Source organism: Runella sp. R5_40, from assembly GCF_057652295.1.
On sequence record NZ_JBYFCH010000001.1, the window covers coordinates 176754 to 192329 of the forward strand.

The window sequence follows — 15576 nt, forward strand, 5'->3', positions numbered from 1 at the left end:
CCAAGCCTTGAAACAACCACCTTTGGAGTTTTTTTATAATTTTGTGCAATCTATAAAACCTTTATATGAGAAACCAGTTTGACTTCCGTCGTCTTTTACCACACCTACTTGCCATTATTGGCTTTTTAGCACTTGCCATTATGTACATGAGCCCTGTTTTGAAAGGGCAGCAATTGGCGATGGGCGATGTTGATCGTTTCATAGCGCTTCAAAGCGAGATACGCAAATACGCCAGCGAATACATTGGCTGGACCAATAGTTTATTTGGAGGAATGCCTACTTTTTTGGTAGGAGGCGATTATTCAAACGGTATTTTTATCAAAATTCACGGACTGATTTATACCCTATTCAATATCAAAGCGACCTTCATTGGGATGTATTTGATTGGTGCCTATTTGATGCTGAGAGGCTTTCGCTGTGACCTTTGGACCAGCATTTTGGGCGCCATTGGGTACGCATTTTTTACGTATAACTTTCAAATTATTGAAGCAGGGCACACCGCCAAGGTATATGCCGTTGCTTACCTTCCTCTGATGGCCGCAGGGGTTATCTTTGGGTTTAATCAGCGACCTTGGTTGGGAGCCGTCCTGCTTAGTTTGGGGCTTGGCTTGCAGATTCACGCCAATCACCCTCAGATTACGTATTATTCTGCCATCGTTTTAGGCATTTTAGCCATTTTTGAAACCATTAGAGCGGTAAAAAATGGAGCAGTAAAATCGCTCATTATCTTTTTTGGTGCTTCGGCTATTTTCTGTGCATTAGCATTGGCGACCAATACCTCACGGCTTTGGACACTTTATGATCACTCCAAAGAGACCATTCGCGGTGGGTCAGAACTTACCCCTGTAAAAGGCGAAGCCGCAAGTGCAGGCAATAACGATAGTAAAGGGCTCACCAAAGACTATGCTTTTGCATGGAGTTATGGTAAGCTTGAATCACTAACGCTTTTGATTCCTGACTTTTCGGGAGGTAGTTCGGGCGGTGAATTAGATACCAAATCAGAATCGTACAAAACCCTTACTCGCTACGGCGTAGATGGGCAAAATGCCGCTCAGTTTGCCTATCAATTACCCACTTACTGGGGCGACCAGACCTTCGTTGGCGGCGGGGTATATTCAGGAGCGATTATCTGTTTCTTGTTTGTACTGGGGTTATTTTATGCCGAAAAACGCTACCGCATTCCGTTCCTAATCGCGGGTGTTTTTACCTTAATGCTCGGCTGGGGAGGCAATTTCACCGCCCTCAACTACTTCTTGTTTGACTACATTCCAGGCTTCAATAAGTTCCGTTCAGTAAGCATGATTCTCTCATTGACGCAGTTCTGTATGATTATCATCGCTTCGCTCGGGGTAAAGCAACTCATTGAAAACCGTCCTTCATGGGAAGAATTCAAAAAGCCGTTCTTTATTAGTTTAGGCTCAACGGCAGGTCTTGCGCTTATCTTGGCCATTGTTCCAAGTTTGGTCGGTTTACGAAGCGACAACGATGCCGCGTTTGTGGAGCAAATGACCCAAAGCTTTGGCAACAACAAAGCCGCCGCTAATGACCTTTACAATGCGCTTGTCGAAGACCGCGCTTCTATGCTTCGTTCGGATGCCTTACGCACCGTGCTTTTCATTCTGTTGGCGGCGGCAGTTCTTTGGGCTTTTGTTACCAATAAACTTAAAAATACGACGGCCGTTGTCGGAATCATCTCGGCGCTGACGTTGATAGACATGTGGAGTGTCAACAAGCGTTACCTCAACAACGACGATTTCCGTCCTAAATTTGAATCGGCTCAAAACGTAGAACCTAACGCTGCAGATCAGCAAATTTTGAGAGATACCGACCCTGACTACCGCGTATTAGATGTTACCAGCAATCCTTTTGCCGACCCTCGGGCATCGGCATTCCACAAGTCGGTGGGAGGTTACAGTGCTTCAAAACTGCGCCGTACCCAAGACCTGATTGAGCGCCAGATGGTTAAAAACAACATGGCTGTTTTCAACATGCTCAATACAAAATACTTCATTGTACCTGACGAGAAAAAACAACCTGTAGTACAACAAAACCCTGGGGCGCTTGGAAACGCTTGGTTTGTTCGCGAGTTGAAAATGGTCAACAATCCCGACGAAGAAATGGCCGCGTTAGATAATTTCAACCCAGGTAAAACCGCCGTTGTAGATAAGCGTTTTGCGGATATTCTAAAAGGAGCACAGCCGTCGGCTGACAGCACAGGGACGATTCGTTTGACGAGTTATCACCCCACAAAATTGGCGTACGAATCCAACACATCGAGCCCTCAAATAGCTGTTTTCTCAGAAATGTACTACAAAGGGAACGAAGATTGGAAATCGTACATTGATGGAAAAGAAACCCCTCATTTTAGAGCTGACTACGTGCTTAGAGCCATGGTTATTCCAGCAGGAAAGCACACCATCGAATTCAAATTTGATGCAAAAACGGTTAGCCAAGGTCAAAAAATAGATTTGTACGCTTCTATAGCATGGCTACTGCTCATCGGCGGGGCTTTGTTCCTAGATTTTCGTACCAAAAAACAAGCCTAACGCAGTTCGCGTGCAGGTATCAACCACCGAATAATCCTCTTGATTAAATAATGTTAAATGGAAAATCAATCCTTGTAACTGGAGCAACGGGCTCATTTGGCAAGGAATTTATTAGAACGATTCTCAAGCTATACCCTGACGTTAAGCGTTTGGTGGTGTATTCGCGCGATGAATTGAAGCAGTTTGAAATGTCACAAGAATTTAGCCACAGCAAATACCCCGTCATACGGTATTTTATTGGGGACGTTCGCGACGAAGCCCGCCTCACGATGGCGTGCGAAGGCATCGACATTATCATTCATGCGGCAGCCCTCAAGCAAGTTCCTGCGGCGGAGTACAACCCGATGGAGTGCATCAAGACCAACATTTTAGGCGGTCAAAATGTCATCACGGCGGCCTTGGCTACGGGTGTCCAAAAAGTAGTAGCCCTTTCGACCGATAAAGCGGCGGCTCCTATCAACCTGTATGGCGCAACCAAACTTTGTTCCGACAAATTGTTTGTGGCGGCCAACAACATTAAAGGCGCTCGTGATATTCGTTTTTCAGTCGTGCGTTACGGAAACGTCATTGGCTCGCGCGGTTCGGTGATTCCTTTTTTCTTGCAGAAACGCAAAGAAGGAGTTTTGCCCATTACTCACCCCGACATGACTCGTTTTAATATTTCGCTCGAAGACGGGGTAAAAATGGTCCTGTTTGCCCTCGAAAATGCTTGGGGAGGCGAAATATTTGTCCCAAAAATTCCTTCTTACCGCATTACTGACGTAGCCGAAGCCATTGCGCCTAACGCACGTCAAGAAGTGGTGGGGATTCGTCCTGGGGAAAAACTCCACGAGGAAATGATTACCGAAACCGATTCGCTCAATACCATCGAACTTGACAAGTACTACGTTATTTGCCCAAGTACACCGATTTGGAGCATGGACGATTACGTCAACGCCTTCAACGGCCGCAAAGTCCCGTACGGGTTTGAGTATAACTCGGGCACTAACGACGAATGGCTTACAGTCGATGATTTACGCCAACAAATCAAGCAGCACGTTGACCCCAATTTTGAAGTATGATTCCTTACGGAAGACAAAATATTACCGACGACGATATTGAAGTAGTGACCAAGGCTTTACGCGCTGATTTTCTGACGCAAGGCCCCACTATTCATCAATTTGAAGTCGCATTTGCGGAATATGTCGGCGCAAAATATGCCGTGGCTGTGGCCAACGGAACAGCCGCGTTGCACTTGTGTGCGCTAGCGTTGGACGTAACCGAAGGCCAAAAAGTGATTACCACGCCCATTACGTTTGCGGCATCAGCCAACTGTGTTCGCTACTGCGGCGGGGAGGTTGTTTTTGCCGACATTGACCCCGACACCTATTTATTGGACATCAAGGCGGTGCGCAACCTGCTTGCTTCCGCTCCTAAAGGAACCTATCAGGGAATTGTCCCCGTTGATTTTGCAGGACGCGCAGTTGATTTAGAGGCTTTTCGAGCCCTAGCTGATGAATACGGCCTGTGGATTATTGAAGATGCTTGTCACGCGCCAGGGGGCTATTTCAACGATAGCCAAGGGCACCTACAACGTTGCGGAAATGGTCAATTTGCCGATTTAGCCATTTTCTCATTTCACCCCGTAAAGCACATTGCTTGCGGTGAAGGAGGAATGATTACTACCAATGATGCTTCCCTTTACCAAAAGCTGCTGACACTTCGTACCCACGGCATCAGTCGCGATGCCAATGGTTTCCAAAACTCCATTGCGTTTGCCGCAGGCGACGAGCAAGCCACCAACTACCCAGGCTGGTACATGGAAATGCAAACGCTAGGCTATAATTACCGACTTACCGATTTTCAGGCAGCATTGGGAATTTCTCAGCTGGCTAGGGCCGACGAAGGGCTCGCTCGACGACGCGAAATTGCGCAAGTTTACAACGCAGCTTTTGAGGGATTATCGTTTATCAAAGGACAATCGGGCGTGGTTGAGGGCCATGCGTACCACCTTTATGTGGTAGAAGTCGAGAACCGTTTGGGGCTTTATACCCACTTACGCGAACAGCAGATTTTTGCCCAAGTTCATTACATTCCGTGCCATTTGATGCCGTATTACCGCGCTCAAGGCTGGAAAGAAGGTGATTTCCCTGCTGCCGAGAACTATTACCGCCACTGCTTGAGTTTGCCGATGTACCCTACCCTCACAGAAGCCCAACAAGCGTTCGTTATTCAAACAATTATTGATTTTTATCACTCATAAATACATCATGTCAACCACCACACAGGAAGCGTTTTGGAGCGGAGAGTTTGGCAAAGCCTATTCCGATAGAAACAACTGGACGTCAGCTCAATATGACGACTTTTATCGACACGAATGGGGGATTACAAAGACTCAAATGAACGAGGATTGCCTTCGTGACCTCCCCAAAGATGCCAAAATCTTAGAAGTGGGCTGTAACATTGGGCTACAATTACGGTGTCTCCAAGAAATGGGTTTCACCAATTTATACGGAATTGAGCTACAGCACTACGCGGTAGAAAAAGCTAAAGAAATCGTCAAAAACGTAAACATCATTCAAGGGTCAGGGTTTGATATTCCTTTCAAAGACAGCTACTTTGATGTGGTAGTAACAAACGGCGTGCTTATTCACATTGCTCCCGACGACCTACCACGAATCATGTCAGAAATGGTGCGTTGTAGCAAAAAATACGTTTGGGGTTTTGAGTACTTCGCCAGCTCTTTGGTTAACATAAACTACCGCGGCAACGAAGGGTTTCTTTGGAAGGCAGACTACAGCAAAATTTTCCAAGAAAATTTCCCTCAGCTCCAAGAAATATATCGCAAAATGTACCCATACGTCTCTGCTTCACAGCAAGGAAATGTGGACTATATGTATCTTTTGGAAAAACAATAGCCGATGAGTTGTATTGCCATCATTACGGCCCGAGGAGGCAGCAAGCGCATTCCCCGTAAAAACATCAAAGATTTTTTGGGGAAGCCAATCATTGCGTACAGCATTGAAGCAGCGCTTGCTAGTAATCTTTTTGACGAAGTAATGGTATCGACAGACGACGCTGAAATTGCCCAAATTGCCCAAGAATACGGCGCAAAAGTTCCTTTTCAGCGGTCAGAAAAAGCATCTGATGATTTTGCAACAACGGCAGATGTAATCAATGAAGTTCTGGAAGCCTATCAACAAATCGGGCAACATTTTAGCACAGCTTGTTGCCTTTACCCAACAGCGCCTTTTGTCACAAAAGAGCTATTGCAAAAGGCTTCTCAAACACTAAAAGAGGGAGAATTCGATGCGGTGTTTCCTGTCATGCGGTTTTCGTATCCTATACAACGATGCCTCGTCCAAAAAACTGACCAGCGGTTCGTACTCCGTGAGCCACAGTATTTTAGTGCCCGTTCGCAAGATTTAGAACCATGCTACCACGATGCAGGGCAGTTTTATTTCTTTGACGTTGCTCGTTTTTTCATCAATCAGCGCCTCATGACCGACAATACGAGCTGCATTGAAATTTCAGAACTAGAAGCTCAAGACATTGATAATGAACAAGATTGGAAATTGGCGGAGTTGAAATACATGCTATTATATGAGAAATTATAAATGTTTATCTCGTCAAATTTTTGAGAATGAATCGTATCAGCTAGTACCTCTAAGAGACGAAGACAAATATTTAATCAGGCAATGGCGAAATGAGCAAATTTATCATTTACGTCAATCAAAGCCCCTTACCCTTGAAGCGCAGGAAGCCTATTTTTCAACGGTGGTGAGTTCATTGTTTGAACAAAATCAACCTTCTCAGCTGCTTTTTTCCTTTCTCAAAGACGGGCAACTTGTTGCTTATGGTGGTTTGGTTCATATTAACTGGGTTGATAAATATGCCGAAATTTCTTTTCTGATGAATACGAGTCTTGAAAAAGACTATTTCGAGGAGTTTTGGCTAAATTATCTACAATTAATTGAAAAAGTAGGTTTTAGCGAAGCCAACTTTCACAAGCTATTTACCTATGCTTTTGATGTAAGACCTCATTTATATCCAGTTCTTGAAAAGGCAGGTTTTCCGCTTGAGGCTCGCCTCAAGGAACATTGTTTTTTTGATGGGCGATTTATTGACGTACTCATTCATTCAAAATTGAATCGAACGCTCAGCTTCCGAAAGGCAATAGTCTCCGATGTTGATTTGTATTTTGAATGGGCCAATGATGAGGGAACTCGACAAAACTCTTTCAATTCCGACCCGATTCCGTACGATAAGCATGTTGACTGGTTTGTAAAAAAAATACAGGCACCTAATAGCCTGATGTTGGTATTTGAGAACCATTTAAAACAGCCAGTTGGACAAGTTAGAATTGACAAAAACAACGATGAATCTGTCATTGGCATCTCAATTGCTAACCATTTTCGAGGTAATGGCTTTGCCACTTCCATGATAGCGCAAAGTATTCAAGCATTTTTTGAAACGTTTGAAACCGAAAGTAGTGTCATTGCTTACATCAAGCTCGCTAATCTTGCTTCCAAAAAAGCTTTTGAACGGGCAGGATTTCATGAATTAGAAAGCACCGCCGATTATTACAAACTACAAACCAATCGTCAGCCATGAGAAAAGTGTTCTTTTTTTTCGTCTTTATAGTTCTGCACCTAACTGGTAAAGGACAAGACCCTACCCCAGACGCTTGGGTGGAAGACAATTCAAATACGGCTATTACTTTACCTCCAAACTTGGGGGTAGGTAGCAATTTAAGAGGGTTAATATCTATTCTTAAAACACCTAGTGATTCTACATTGGAGCAAATTCTTAAAATCAAGGTTGCTGATGCACCCAAAGATTTCTTGGCATTTACCAATTCTACGGTTTTAAACGGGCGCTTTATGCCCTCTATTCTTGCACATAATGAAACAGACAGACGTTTTTCTATGTCTTTCAGCGTTTCAACAACCCCTGAAAATGATTTTGGTAATGAGCCTATTGTCAAGTTTGATGCTCGAACATACACCAATGGAGAAGCGCTCTTAGGACCCGGTTTTGTTACGAACCGACCTTTATTTTCGTGGACAAACCTAAACGTGATAAAAATGATTTTATCAGCCAATGGTTCACTAGGCATTGGTACCATCACTCCTCAAGCCCAATTACATACCACAGGTTCTGTTCGGTTTGAAGGTGTACAGGTAGGACTAGGAAGTGTACTTCTTACGACTGATGCTCAAGGAACTTTGTTGAGAAACTTCTTGCCAAACAATTCAACCGTTGCGATAGCTACTACCTCTCCTGCTATCAATAGTCTGCCAAGATTTAATCAATCGAACGTACTGGTTAATAGTCAATTGTACGACAATGGTACCAATATAGGCATTGGCGGCGTTCCTGTTCCAAACGCCAAAGTGACCGTCTATGGCACCATAAATGCGCTCTCTGACGCTCGTACCAAACGTAATATTGCCCCAATAGGTAATGCGTTACAAATGGTGAACCAATTGAATGGTTACTACTACAACTGGAATACTTCCGACGAAAAACAAGTAGGGTTAATCGCTCAAGAAGTTGAGAATGTATTACCTGAGTTAGTATCGCACAACGAAAGCGGTACTAAGTTTCTGAACTATGACGGCCTTACCCCCGTTCTAGTAGAAGCTATTAAAGAGCAACAACAACTTCTCCAACTGCAAGCTGCCCAAATAAAAGAGCTTCAAAAAGAGATTGAGAAATTAAAAAAACGATAATGTTTGCCAACGAAATTCAAATCGGTCATGTAACTATTAGCCCTGATCATCGGCCGTTTATTATCGCTGAAATGTCGGGCAACCACAATCAATCGCTCGAACGAGCGTTTGAGCTGGTGGATGCTGCGGCCAAAGCTGGTGCTCATGCACTTAAACTTCAAACCTACACGGCCGATACCATCACATTTAATGGTAAATCGGACGAATTTTACATCCGCGACGATAATTCACTCTGGAAGAATCAAAACTTACACCAACTGTACCAACAAGCATATACCCCTTGGGAATGGCACAAGCCTATTTTTGACCGTGCTAAATCCCTCGGGATGATTGCTTTCAGTAGCCCATTCGATCTTTCGGCCGTTGATTTTTTAGAGTCGTTGGAAGTGCCTTGTTACAAAATTGCCTCGTTTGAGAATACCGACCATACGCTTCTCAAAAAAGTGGCCAAAACGGGTAAGCCTGTCATTATGAGTACAGGTGTAGCGAGTATTGCTGATATCCAAGAGTCCGTACAAGTGCTAAAAACCAATGGTTGTACTCAATTAGTACTCCTAAAATGTACCAGCACTTACCCTGCAACCCCCGAAAATACCCACTTACTGACCATTCCGCACATGCGCGAGCTTTTCAGATGCCCTGTCGGTCTTTCAGACCACACCATGGGTATTGGTGCGGCAGTAGCTTCAGTAGCGTTGGGCGCACGGGTGATTGAAAAACACTTCACGTTACGTAGAGCTGATGGGGGCGTGGACTCCGCATTTTCCCTTGAACCTGAGGAAATCAACGCTTTGGTGGTTGAATCAGAACGGGCGTTTTTAGCAATGGGGCGAGTCAACTACGAATTATCGGCCAAAGAACAAAAAAGCCTACAATTCAAACGCTCGCTGTACGTAGTCAAAGACATCAAAGCAGGTGAGGCTTTTACGGCCGAGAATGTTCGCAGTATTCGTCCTGCTAATGGATTGCATACACGTTATTATGATCAAATTTTAGAAAGCCATGCTTCGCGCGACATTGAAGCTGGTACTGCATTAGAATGGGGGCTAATTGCCTCGTCATAGGAATGGCCCAAATCAAAAAACAGACCTTTCAAAGTACCATCTATTCTTACTTAAGCGCAGCAGTTGGCTTGGTAACTCAGGGGTATGTTATCCCTAATTTCTTTGCAACTGACCAAAATGGGCTCATCAGCCTGTTTTTGTCGTTGATGCTACTGCTGCCCTTATTTGCTAACCTTGGATTCAACGGAGCGGGAACACGCTACTTCCCCTATTTTCGTGATGCTAAAACCAACGACCATGGCTACCTATTTTTAGCCCTGTTGTTTTCCTTTATTGGTTTTATTATCGTCGTTGTTGCGCTCTGGTTTTTCAAAGAAGGGCTTATCGAAGAATACCAAAAGAAGTCCATTCTGTTAGTCAAATATTACCCGTATTTGCTACCTATCGTGGCTTTTATGTTGATATTCAACGTATTTGATGTTTATTCTCGCTTGCATTACGACTCCGTGACGGGTACGTTTTTAAGCCAATTTGTATTACGTCTCAACAACCTCGTGGTTGCACTTCTGTACGCCTTTCGATGGATAAACTTCGACCAGTTTATGATGATTTGGTGCGCGGGAATTTCGTTACCAATGGTACTTATTGTGCTCAAAACCATTCGAGAAGGGCGGTTTTCGTTACGCCCTGATTTTGGTTTTTTGAAACAATCCCATTTATTGATTCCCATTCTTAAATTTTGCGCGCTCTCCATTATCGCCTCACTTTCTTCGCAAATTGTCCTCTACATCGACAAAATCATGATTACCGATATGATTGACTTGAATGCAGTGGGAGTTTATAGCACAGCGTCGTTTTTTGGAACAGTCATAGCCATGCCAATGATTGCGATGCAGCTTATTGCGGGCACGATAGTAGCAGAAGCCTGGAAAAATAACGACCACGAAAATATTGCCAAAATTTACCAAAAGAGCTGTTTGGTTCAACTTTTCGTAGGGCTGTGGGTATTTCTCGGAATCTGCGTCAACCTCGACAACATTTTCGAGTTTCTACCTCCCGCCTACGAAGCAGGCCGCTGGGTAATCGTCTGGATTGGTCTTTCAAAAGTGTTGGACATGGCAACGGGCATTAACGGTACGATTCTTAATACCTCAAAGTATTACTACCTCGATACGATTTTCTTTATCGTCCTTATTTTTTGTACCGTATTATTAAACCACCAATTGATTCCTACGTTCGGGATTGAAGGGGCGGCGATTGGAGCGGTTGTTTCGGTATTCATCTACAACCTTTGCCGTTATGGGCTCCTTTGGTACTTGTTTGGTTTTCAACCTTTTAATTCCAAAAATGCCATTGTTATTGGGATGGGAATTGCTTCTTTTGGGCTAGTAAGTTTACTACCAAGTTTAACAGGCAGCCCGATTGCCATACTAGGAGACATGGCTTACCGTTCCGTTACCATTACGTTGCTGTTTGTCGGTGGTTTTTATATGAGTGGCTACTCCCCAGAGTTTAACCAACAGTGCAAGACTATCTATCAAAAAATCTGGGGAATAATAAAATAAGACTTTCCAGGTTTAAATTAAAAACTTGGAAAGTCTATTTGGCCCTAACTTATGGTTTTCTTAACCAATAATTGAGGCAAGTTTGTCCGTGACCGTAGGTTGACACTTTCATTACCTCCGCTGCTTTTCCTTCAAAACCTTTGTTAAATTTTTCAATTTTAAAGCCAGCCTTTTCAAAAATCGGAGGGCAAATGGTTTCAGTTAGAATCAACGGGTGCATTTTGTTGGTCACGTAATGCTCATCAAACGACAAAAATGCCCTTGCACCAGGTTTTAGATAGGTATATAAATTGGCGATGATTTCGTCAAAATTATAACAGTGGTCAAGCACGTTGATACTAAAGATAAAGTCAACTTGCCCTACCAATTCAGGAATAGACTCTTCGGCGGGCGTAGAAAAAACTTTCCACGCGTCACGTAAATCCGTCCACGGAATTTCGCGCAATACGTCGTCAGCCATTGGTTCCAACGCCACCAATTTGGCATTTTTAAAGTATTTACCACGCAGCATACTCCCTGCTCCCACATCCAAAACTACCTTGCCCGCAAATTCATCTGCTTCAAAACCCCATGCTTTAAACAAGACGCTTGTTTGTTGTAAGAAGCCTTCCGTTTGGCGCCATGTGTCGTTTTTATGAAAAGCGAACTCTCCTTTTTGGGCCTCTGCTTTCCATTTACTAGGGTCGGCAGCCGTTTTAGATTGACGTGTTGTTCGAAAAAAGACCTCGATAATTGGTTCTAATTGGCGATATATCTTCCCGATAAGCGACATAATATTTCTTTAAGTGAATAGTTGAAAGAAGGTACAAAGATAAAGCAAATAGCAGTCCTTTTTGGCCTAGGCTACATTTATTCCTACCTTTGACAATTAGTGAATCCCTATTTTGTGACTAAGCGACATCATTTTCATGACTCGACATTTATTCAACGTCCACAGTCCAATCACGTACTTTATGGCACTGGAAGTGATTCGCATCGAAAAGATTCCCCTCGAAGCAGTTACCCTTCTCGTTAGCCGTAATTTCTTGCCTCCAGACGGCACCTACCAAGCTATACCACTGCCTTTTTCGCACTATCCGATAGATTCGTTTGCTGTTCAAATCACTTTTTGGAAATCTTGGAAGAAGGTGAGAGAATTTGACCAATGGCTTGAAAAAATAACGCAACAGCAGCCCTTTGTTCTCTACGCTGCCCATGCTTACAGCAGTATTTTTCACCTCATGGTGACGCATCCGATGTGTCAGGGCTATTATTATATTGAAGAAGGGTTAGTGGCTTATCGACCTCCCGCCGATTGGGACATTCAGAAGCCCTTTAATCCGCTTCGTTCGGTACTTTATTATCTTAATTTCGGTCAAAGGAACCTTCCAAACCGTAGTTTTTTTACGACAAAATTGGGACGTTATTTGGGTGCATTTGGCGTATCACAACACTCTTTTCCTACGCTTACCAACCTCCAAATAGTTGGTTTACCTTTTCCTAAGATTGAATCTGAGGAAAAGTACCAGTGCGTTATTGTTCATGACAATATCTATGACCACCATGGTTTGACGCCAACTACCTACCTTCGATGGATTGACGTGATTGTAACCGATGCCCTCAAACGTGGTTTTACCAGTATTCATCAAAAATTTCACCCCGCTCAAGGACAAGCTTCATTGCAAGCCATTGAAGCGTTTATGCAGCAAAAAGTCGCTGGGAAGGCCAGTCTCTACACGCTAGGCGCCTCTGACTCTATCGAACAAATTTCCCTCAGTCAGCGCCCTGTTATTTATGTTTGTATAAGTAGCGTTGGGCTTTATGCTCATTTGGCTGGTTCGGAGGTTGTGAGTATCTACAAAATCTGTTGCCAAGACCAGCCCGTTTTTCAGGATTTTGGTCATTTGTTGCCGAGTTTTTACCTCGAAAATGTCACTTATTTGTCGTATCCATCTCAAACTTAATGCCCAATGAATCAACCATTGGTTTCAGTCATTGTCCCTTGTTATAATTACGGTCGGTTTATTGCCGAAACGCTAGAAAGTCTTCAAAATCAAACACTTCAAAATTGGGAGTGCGTCGTTGTCGATGACGGTTCTACCGACGATAGTGCTGAGGTTGTACAAAAATTTGTAGAAAGCGACCCCCGTATTCGTTACGTTTATCAGCAAAATCAGGGACTTCCTGCCGCTCGCAATACGGGGATTAGGGCCACAACAGGGAAATATATTCAGTTTTTGGATTCTGATGATTTATTACAACCCGACAAGCTCCAACACCATGCGGCGTATTTGGAAAAACATGCTGAGGTTGAGCTTGTTTATGGCGGGCTACGCTATTTTTATGACGGCACCTCAGAACTTATTTTTTCTCCCCAACATAAAAACACCCCTTGGACCCTCGATAAGTCGGGCGAAGGAATAGCTCTTTTGCCATTTTTAGTGATTTCCTGCGTCATTATGCCTCCCATGCCCGTGATGCGGCGAACGACGATAGAAAAAGTAACGGGGCTTTTTACGGAAGATTTACCTTCTTGTGAAGATTGGGAGTTTTGGATTCGGTGTTGTTATAAAAACATCCAATTTAAGTACCTAGACTTACCTAATACCTTGCCGCTCATGCGCTTGCATCATACCAGCATGACTCGTAACCGCATCGTTATGGTCAACAGTTTTATTGAAGTTCGGCAACGGTTACGCCCCATTTTACCCACCCCTCAGCTAGTCAAGCTCAACGAAACGTTATTAAATAATGATTTTGTTGAAAAATGTATCTTAACCCTCGAACGTGAAGGGCGTAAGGCTGCGATACGCGAAGCATTTTACTTGTCTATTGAACGAAAAAGTAGTATTTTACTCGGGTGGAGTGTTTTACTTTTTGCCTTACCGCCAACGTGGACAGTAAAGCTTCTTCAACTCCAGCGTTCATTTCACAAACGTTTTTATCACTGGGTATTTAAAAAGTAAACTTATGAGAACCGTACCTTTATTTCTACTACTTTTCTGTGCCTACATTACCGTAGCTCAAACGCAATTTTCGGTCAGTTTTCCCAAATCAAAAGGAAATACCTTCGACGGGCGCTTGATGCTTTTTTTGGCCAAAGACAACAAATCTGAGCCGCGCTTCCAAGTGAGCGATGAAGCCAACTCCCAACAGCTTTTTGGACAAAATGTGGACGCTTGGCAAGCCGACAAACCTGCATTGGTAAGCGCCAGCGCTTATGGCTACCCTGTCAAAGCCCTCAAAGATTTTCCTGCGGGTGAGTATTGGGTACAGGCCCTTTTGCACAAATACGAAACGTTTAAGCTAAAAACGGGACATACCGTAAAACTACCGATGGACCGCGGTGAAGGCCAAAACTACCGCACAGCTCCTGGTAATTTGTTTTCAAAACCCTTCAAAATCAAGTACGACCCCAAGGCCAAGCAGGTAGTAAAAATTGTACTTGACCAAGAAAACCCGCTTCTGCCCGAGCCCAAAGACACGAAGTACATCAAACACATCAAAATTCAGAGCAAACTCTTGACTGAATTTTGGGGGCGGCCTATGTATTTGGGGGCTCACGTACTATTGCCGCATGGCTTTGATGAACACCCAGAAGCAAAATACCCCATTTGTATCAACCACGGCCACTTTCCCGCCGACTTTGATGGCTTCAAAGAAACACCTCCTCCCGCCGACATGGACACGACGGATTACATCGCTCGTTTTGGGATTTATGGGTATAAAAAATTCGTTTGGCAAGAAGCCTACAATTTTTACAAACAATGGACGAGCAAAGATTTCCCTCGAATGCTCATCGTCGAAATCCAACACGCTACGCCTTACTATGACGATTCATACGCCGTCAACTCGGCCAATATGGGGCCTTATGGCGACGCCATCATGTACGAGTTGATTCCCGCAATTGAGAAACAATTCAGAGGCATTGGGCAAGGTTGGGCACGTTTTCTCTACGGCGGCAGCACAGGAGGCTGGGAGGCTCTTGCAGCCCAAGTGTTTTATCCCGATGAGTTTAACGGCTGTTTTGCGGCTTGTCCTGACCCCATTACGTTTGAAGCCTACACGGTTGTTAATATTTACAAAGACGAAAACGCGTACTTTTTGCCTAGCGACTTCAAGAAAACTGCACGCCCAGGGATGCGCAGTTATCTAGGTCAGGTAAAGTGCACCATTGAAGAAATCAACCAACGCGAACTGGCCATTGGTGACAACTCACGTTCGGGCGACCAATGGGACATTTGGCAAGCAACCTACTCACCAATGGGCGAAAATGGGTATCCTAAGCCCATTTGGGACAAAGAAACGGGTAAAATCGACCATAGTGTAGCAAAATACTGGTCAGAAAACTACGATTTGATGCACATTCTCAAACGCCAATGGGCCACTGTTGGGAAAAAATTGCAAGGAAAAATCCACATCTACTGCGGCGATATGGACAATTATTACCTCAACAATGCGGTCTATTTAATGGAGGATTTCTTGAAAACAACCAAGAACCCGCATTACGACGGCGAAGTAAAATACGGCGACCGTTTTGAACACTGCTGGAACGGCGACCCCAACGTGCCGAATTACGTGTCGCGGCTTCGTTATAATACCATGTACATTCCTAAAATCCTGAAGCGTATCGAAGCTGGTGCCCCCGCAGGAGCCGATTTAAAGAGTTGGCGGTATTGATATTATCTAGCACTTCTATTGGCTTTTATAACGGTAGAAGTGCTAGGCAAACGATTGTTTATCCAGCCAGTTGTTAGTAACTTGCATA

General features: G+C 44.0%; 13 protein-coding genes. 12 read left to right on the plus strand and 1 reads right to left on the minus strand.

The genetic code is table 11. The features are described 5' to 3' along the window. The first annotated feature begins 65 nt into the window (after positions 1 to 65). The 9 genes from AC23N5_RS00770 to AC23N5_RS00810 are packed head-to-tail and all read left to right on the plus strand — an operon-like array spanning position 66 to position 10829. On the plus strand, positions 66 to 2546 hold the full coding sequence (locus AC23N5_RS00770) for a hypothetical protein (protein WP_487754132.1): 2481 nt from the start codon (positions 66 to 68) through the stop codon (positions 2544 to 2546). A gap of 50 nt (positions 2547 to 2596) precedes the next feature. Further along, on the plus strand, positions 2597 to 3607 hold the full coding sequence (gene pseB / locus AC23N5_RS00775) for a UDP-N-acetylglucosamine 4,6-dehydratase (inverting) (RefSeq protein ID WP_183972081.1): 1011 nt from the start codon (positions 2597 to 2599) through the stop codon (positions 3605 to 3607). After that, the gene (pseC, locus tag AC23N5_RS00780) at positions 3604 to 4788 is read left to right on the plus strand and encodes a UDP-4-amino-4,6-dideoxy-N-acetyl-beta-L-altrosamine transaminase (RefSeq protein WP_487754133.1); all 1185 of its coding nucleotides are present in this window, start codon (positions 3604 to 3606) and stop codon (positions 4786 to 4788) included. The genes pseB and pseC overlap by 4 nt, the downstream gene beginning before the upstream one ends. 7 nt (positions 4789 to 4795) lie before the next feature. Beyond that, entirely contained in the window at positions 4796 to 5443 is a 648-nt protein-coding gene (locus AC23N5_RS00785; protein WP_122932287.1) for a pseudaminic acid biosynthesis-associated methylase, read from the plus strand. 3 nt (positions 5444 to 5446) lie between these two features. Then, positions 5447 to 6142 carry a pseudaminic acid cytidylyltransferase gene (pseF, locus tag AC23N5_RS00790; RefSeq protein ID WP_487754134.1) on the plus strand — a complete coding sequence of 232 codons (696 nt, stop codon included), beginning with the start codon at positions 5447 to 5449 and terminating at the stop codon, positions 6140 to 6142. Beyond that, positions 6129 to 7139, plus strand: coding sequence for a GNAT family N-acetyltransferase (locus AC23N5_RS00795; RefSeq protein ID WP_487754135.1), 1011 nt, complete (start codon positions 6129 to 6131; stop codon positions 7137 to 7139). Before pseF ends, AC23N5_RS00795 begins: the two co-directional genes overlap by 14 nt. After that, entirely contained in the window at positions 7136 to 8260 is a 1125-nt protein-coding gene (locus tag AC23N5_RS00800) for a tail fiber domain-containing protein (RefSeq protein WP_487754136.1), read from the plus strand. Before AC23N5_RS00795 ends, AC23N5_RS00800 begins: the two co-directional genes overlap by 4 nt. Further along, entirely contained in the window at positions 8260 to 9324 is a 1065-nt protein-coding gene (gene pseI / locus AC23N5_RS00805) for a pseudaminic acid synthase (protein ID WP_487754137.1), read from the plus strand. The genes AC23N5_RS00800 and pseI overlap by 1 nt, the downstream gene beginning before the upstream one ends. Before the next feature lie 2 nt (positions 9325 to 9326). Further along, a complete protein-coding gene (locus AC23N5_RS00810) occupies positions 9327 to 10829 on the plus strand; it encodes a lipopolysaccharide biosynthesis protein (RefSeq protein WP_487754138.1) in 1503 nt (500 codons plus the stop codon). Positions 10830 to 10878: 49 nt separating this feature from the next. On the opposite strand, the gene AC23N5_RS00815 is transcribed toward AC23N5_RS00810, so the two are convergent. Further along, the gene (locus tag AC23N5_RS00815; protein WP_487754139.1) at positions 10879 to 11601 is read right to left on the minus strand and encodes a class I SAM-dependent methyltransferase; all 723 of its coding nucleotides are present in this window, start codon (positions 11599 to 11601) and stop codon (positions 10879 to 10881) included. A gap of 136 nt (positions 11602 to 11737) precedes the next feature. On the opposite strand from AC23N5_RS00815, the gene AC23N5_RS00820 reads away from it, so the two are divergent. From AC23N5_RS00820 to AC23N5_RS00830, 3 genes are read left to right on the plus strand one after another with little or no spacing between them, the layout of a single operon-like run. Continuing rightward, positions 11738 to 12772 (plus strand): hypothetical protein, encoded by a 1035-nt coding sequence (locus tag AC23N5_RS00820; RefSeq protein WP_487754140.1) that lies wholly within the window; start codon positions 11738 to 11740, stop codon positions 12770 to 12772. A 6-nt stretch (positions 12773 to 12778) separates the two neighbouring features. Then, a complete protein-coding gene (locus AC23N5_RS00825; RefSeq protein WP_487754141.1) occupies positions 12779 to 13774 on the plus strand; it encodes a glycosyltransferase family 2 protein in 996 nt (331 codons plus the stop codon). A 4-nt stretch (positions 13775 to 13778) separates the two neighbouring features. Further along, entirely contained in the window at positions 13779 to 15488 is a 1710-nt protein-coding gene (locus AC23N5_RS00830; protein ID WP_487754142.1) for an alpha/beta hydrolase-fold protein, read from the plus strand. The last annotated feature ends 88 nt before the right edge of the window (positions 15489 to 15576 follow it).

Bases quoted from the DNA above. Each gene is read 5' to 3' on its own strand.
- AC23N5_RS00770 (WP_487754132.1), top strand. From the start codon at position 66: ATGAGAAACCAGTTTGACTTCCGTCGTCTTTTACCACACCTACTTGCC.
- pseB (WP_183972081.1), top strand. From the start codon at position 2,597: ATGTTAAATGGAAAATCAATCCTTGTAACTGGAGCAACGGGCTCATTT.
- pseC (WP_487754133.1), top strand. From the start codon at position 3,604: ATGATTCCTTACGGAAGACAAAATATTACCGACGACGATATTGAAGTA.
- AC23N5_RS00785 (WP_122932287.1), top strand. From the start codon at position 4,796: ATGTCAACCACCACACAGGAAGCGTTTTGGAGCGGAGAGTTTGGCAAA.
- pseF (WP_487754134.1), top strand. From the start codon at position 5,447: ATGAGTTGTATTGCCATCATTACGGCCCGAGGAGGCAGCAAGCGCATT.
- AC23N5_RS00795 (WP_487754135.1), top strand. From the start codon at position 6,129: ATGAGAAATTATAAATGTTTATCTCGTCAAATTTTTGAGAATGAATCG.
- AC23N5_RS00800 (WP_487754136.1), top strand. From the start codon at position 7,136: ATGAGAAAAGTGTTCTTTTTTTTCGTCTTTATAGTTCTGCACCTAACT.
- pseI (WP_487754137.1), top strand. From the start codon at position 8,260: ATGTTTGCCAACGAAATTCAAATCGGTCATGTAACTATTAGCCCTGAT.
- AC23N5_RS00810 (WP_487754138.1), top strand. From the start codon at position 9,327: ATGGCCCAAATCAAAAAACAGACCTTTCAAAGTACCATCTATTCTTAC.
- AC23N5_RS00815 (WP_487754139.1), bottom strand. From the start codon at position 11,601: ATGTCGCTTATCGGGAAGATATATCGCCAATTAGAACCAATTATCGAG.
- AC23N5_RS00820 (WP_487754140.1), top strand. From the start codon at position 11,738: ATGACTCGACATTTATTCAACGTCCACAGTCCAATCACGTACTTTATG.
- AC23N5_RS00825 (WP_487754141.1), top strand. From the start codon at position 12,779: ATGAATCAACCATTGGTTTCAGTCATTGTCCCTTGTTATAATTACGGT.
- AC23N5_RS00830 (WP_487754142.1), top strand. From the start codon at position 13,779: ATGAGAACCGTACCTTTATTTCTACTACTTTTCTGTGCCTACATTACC.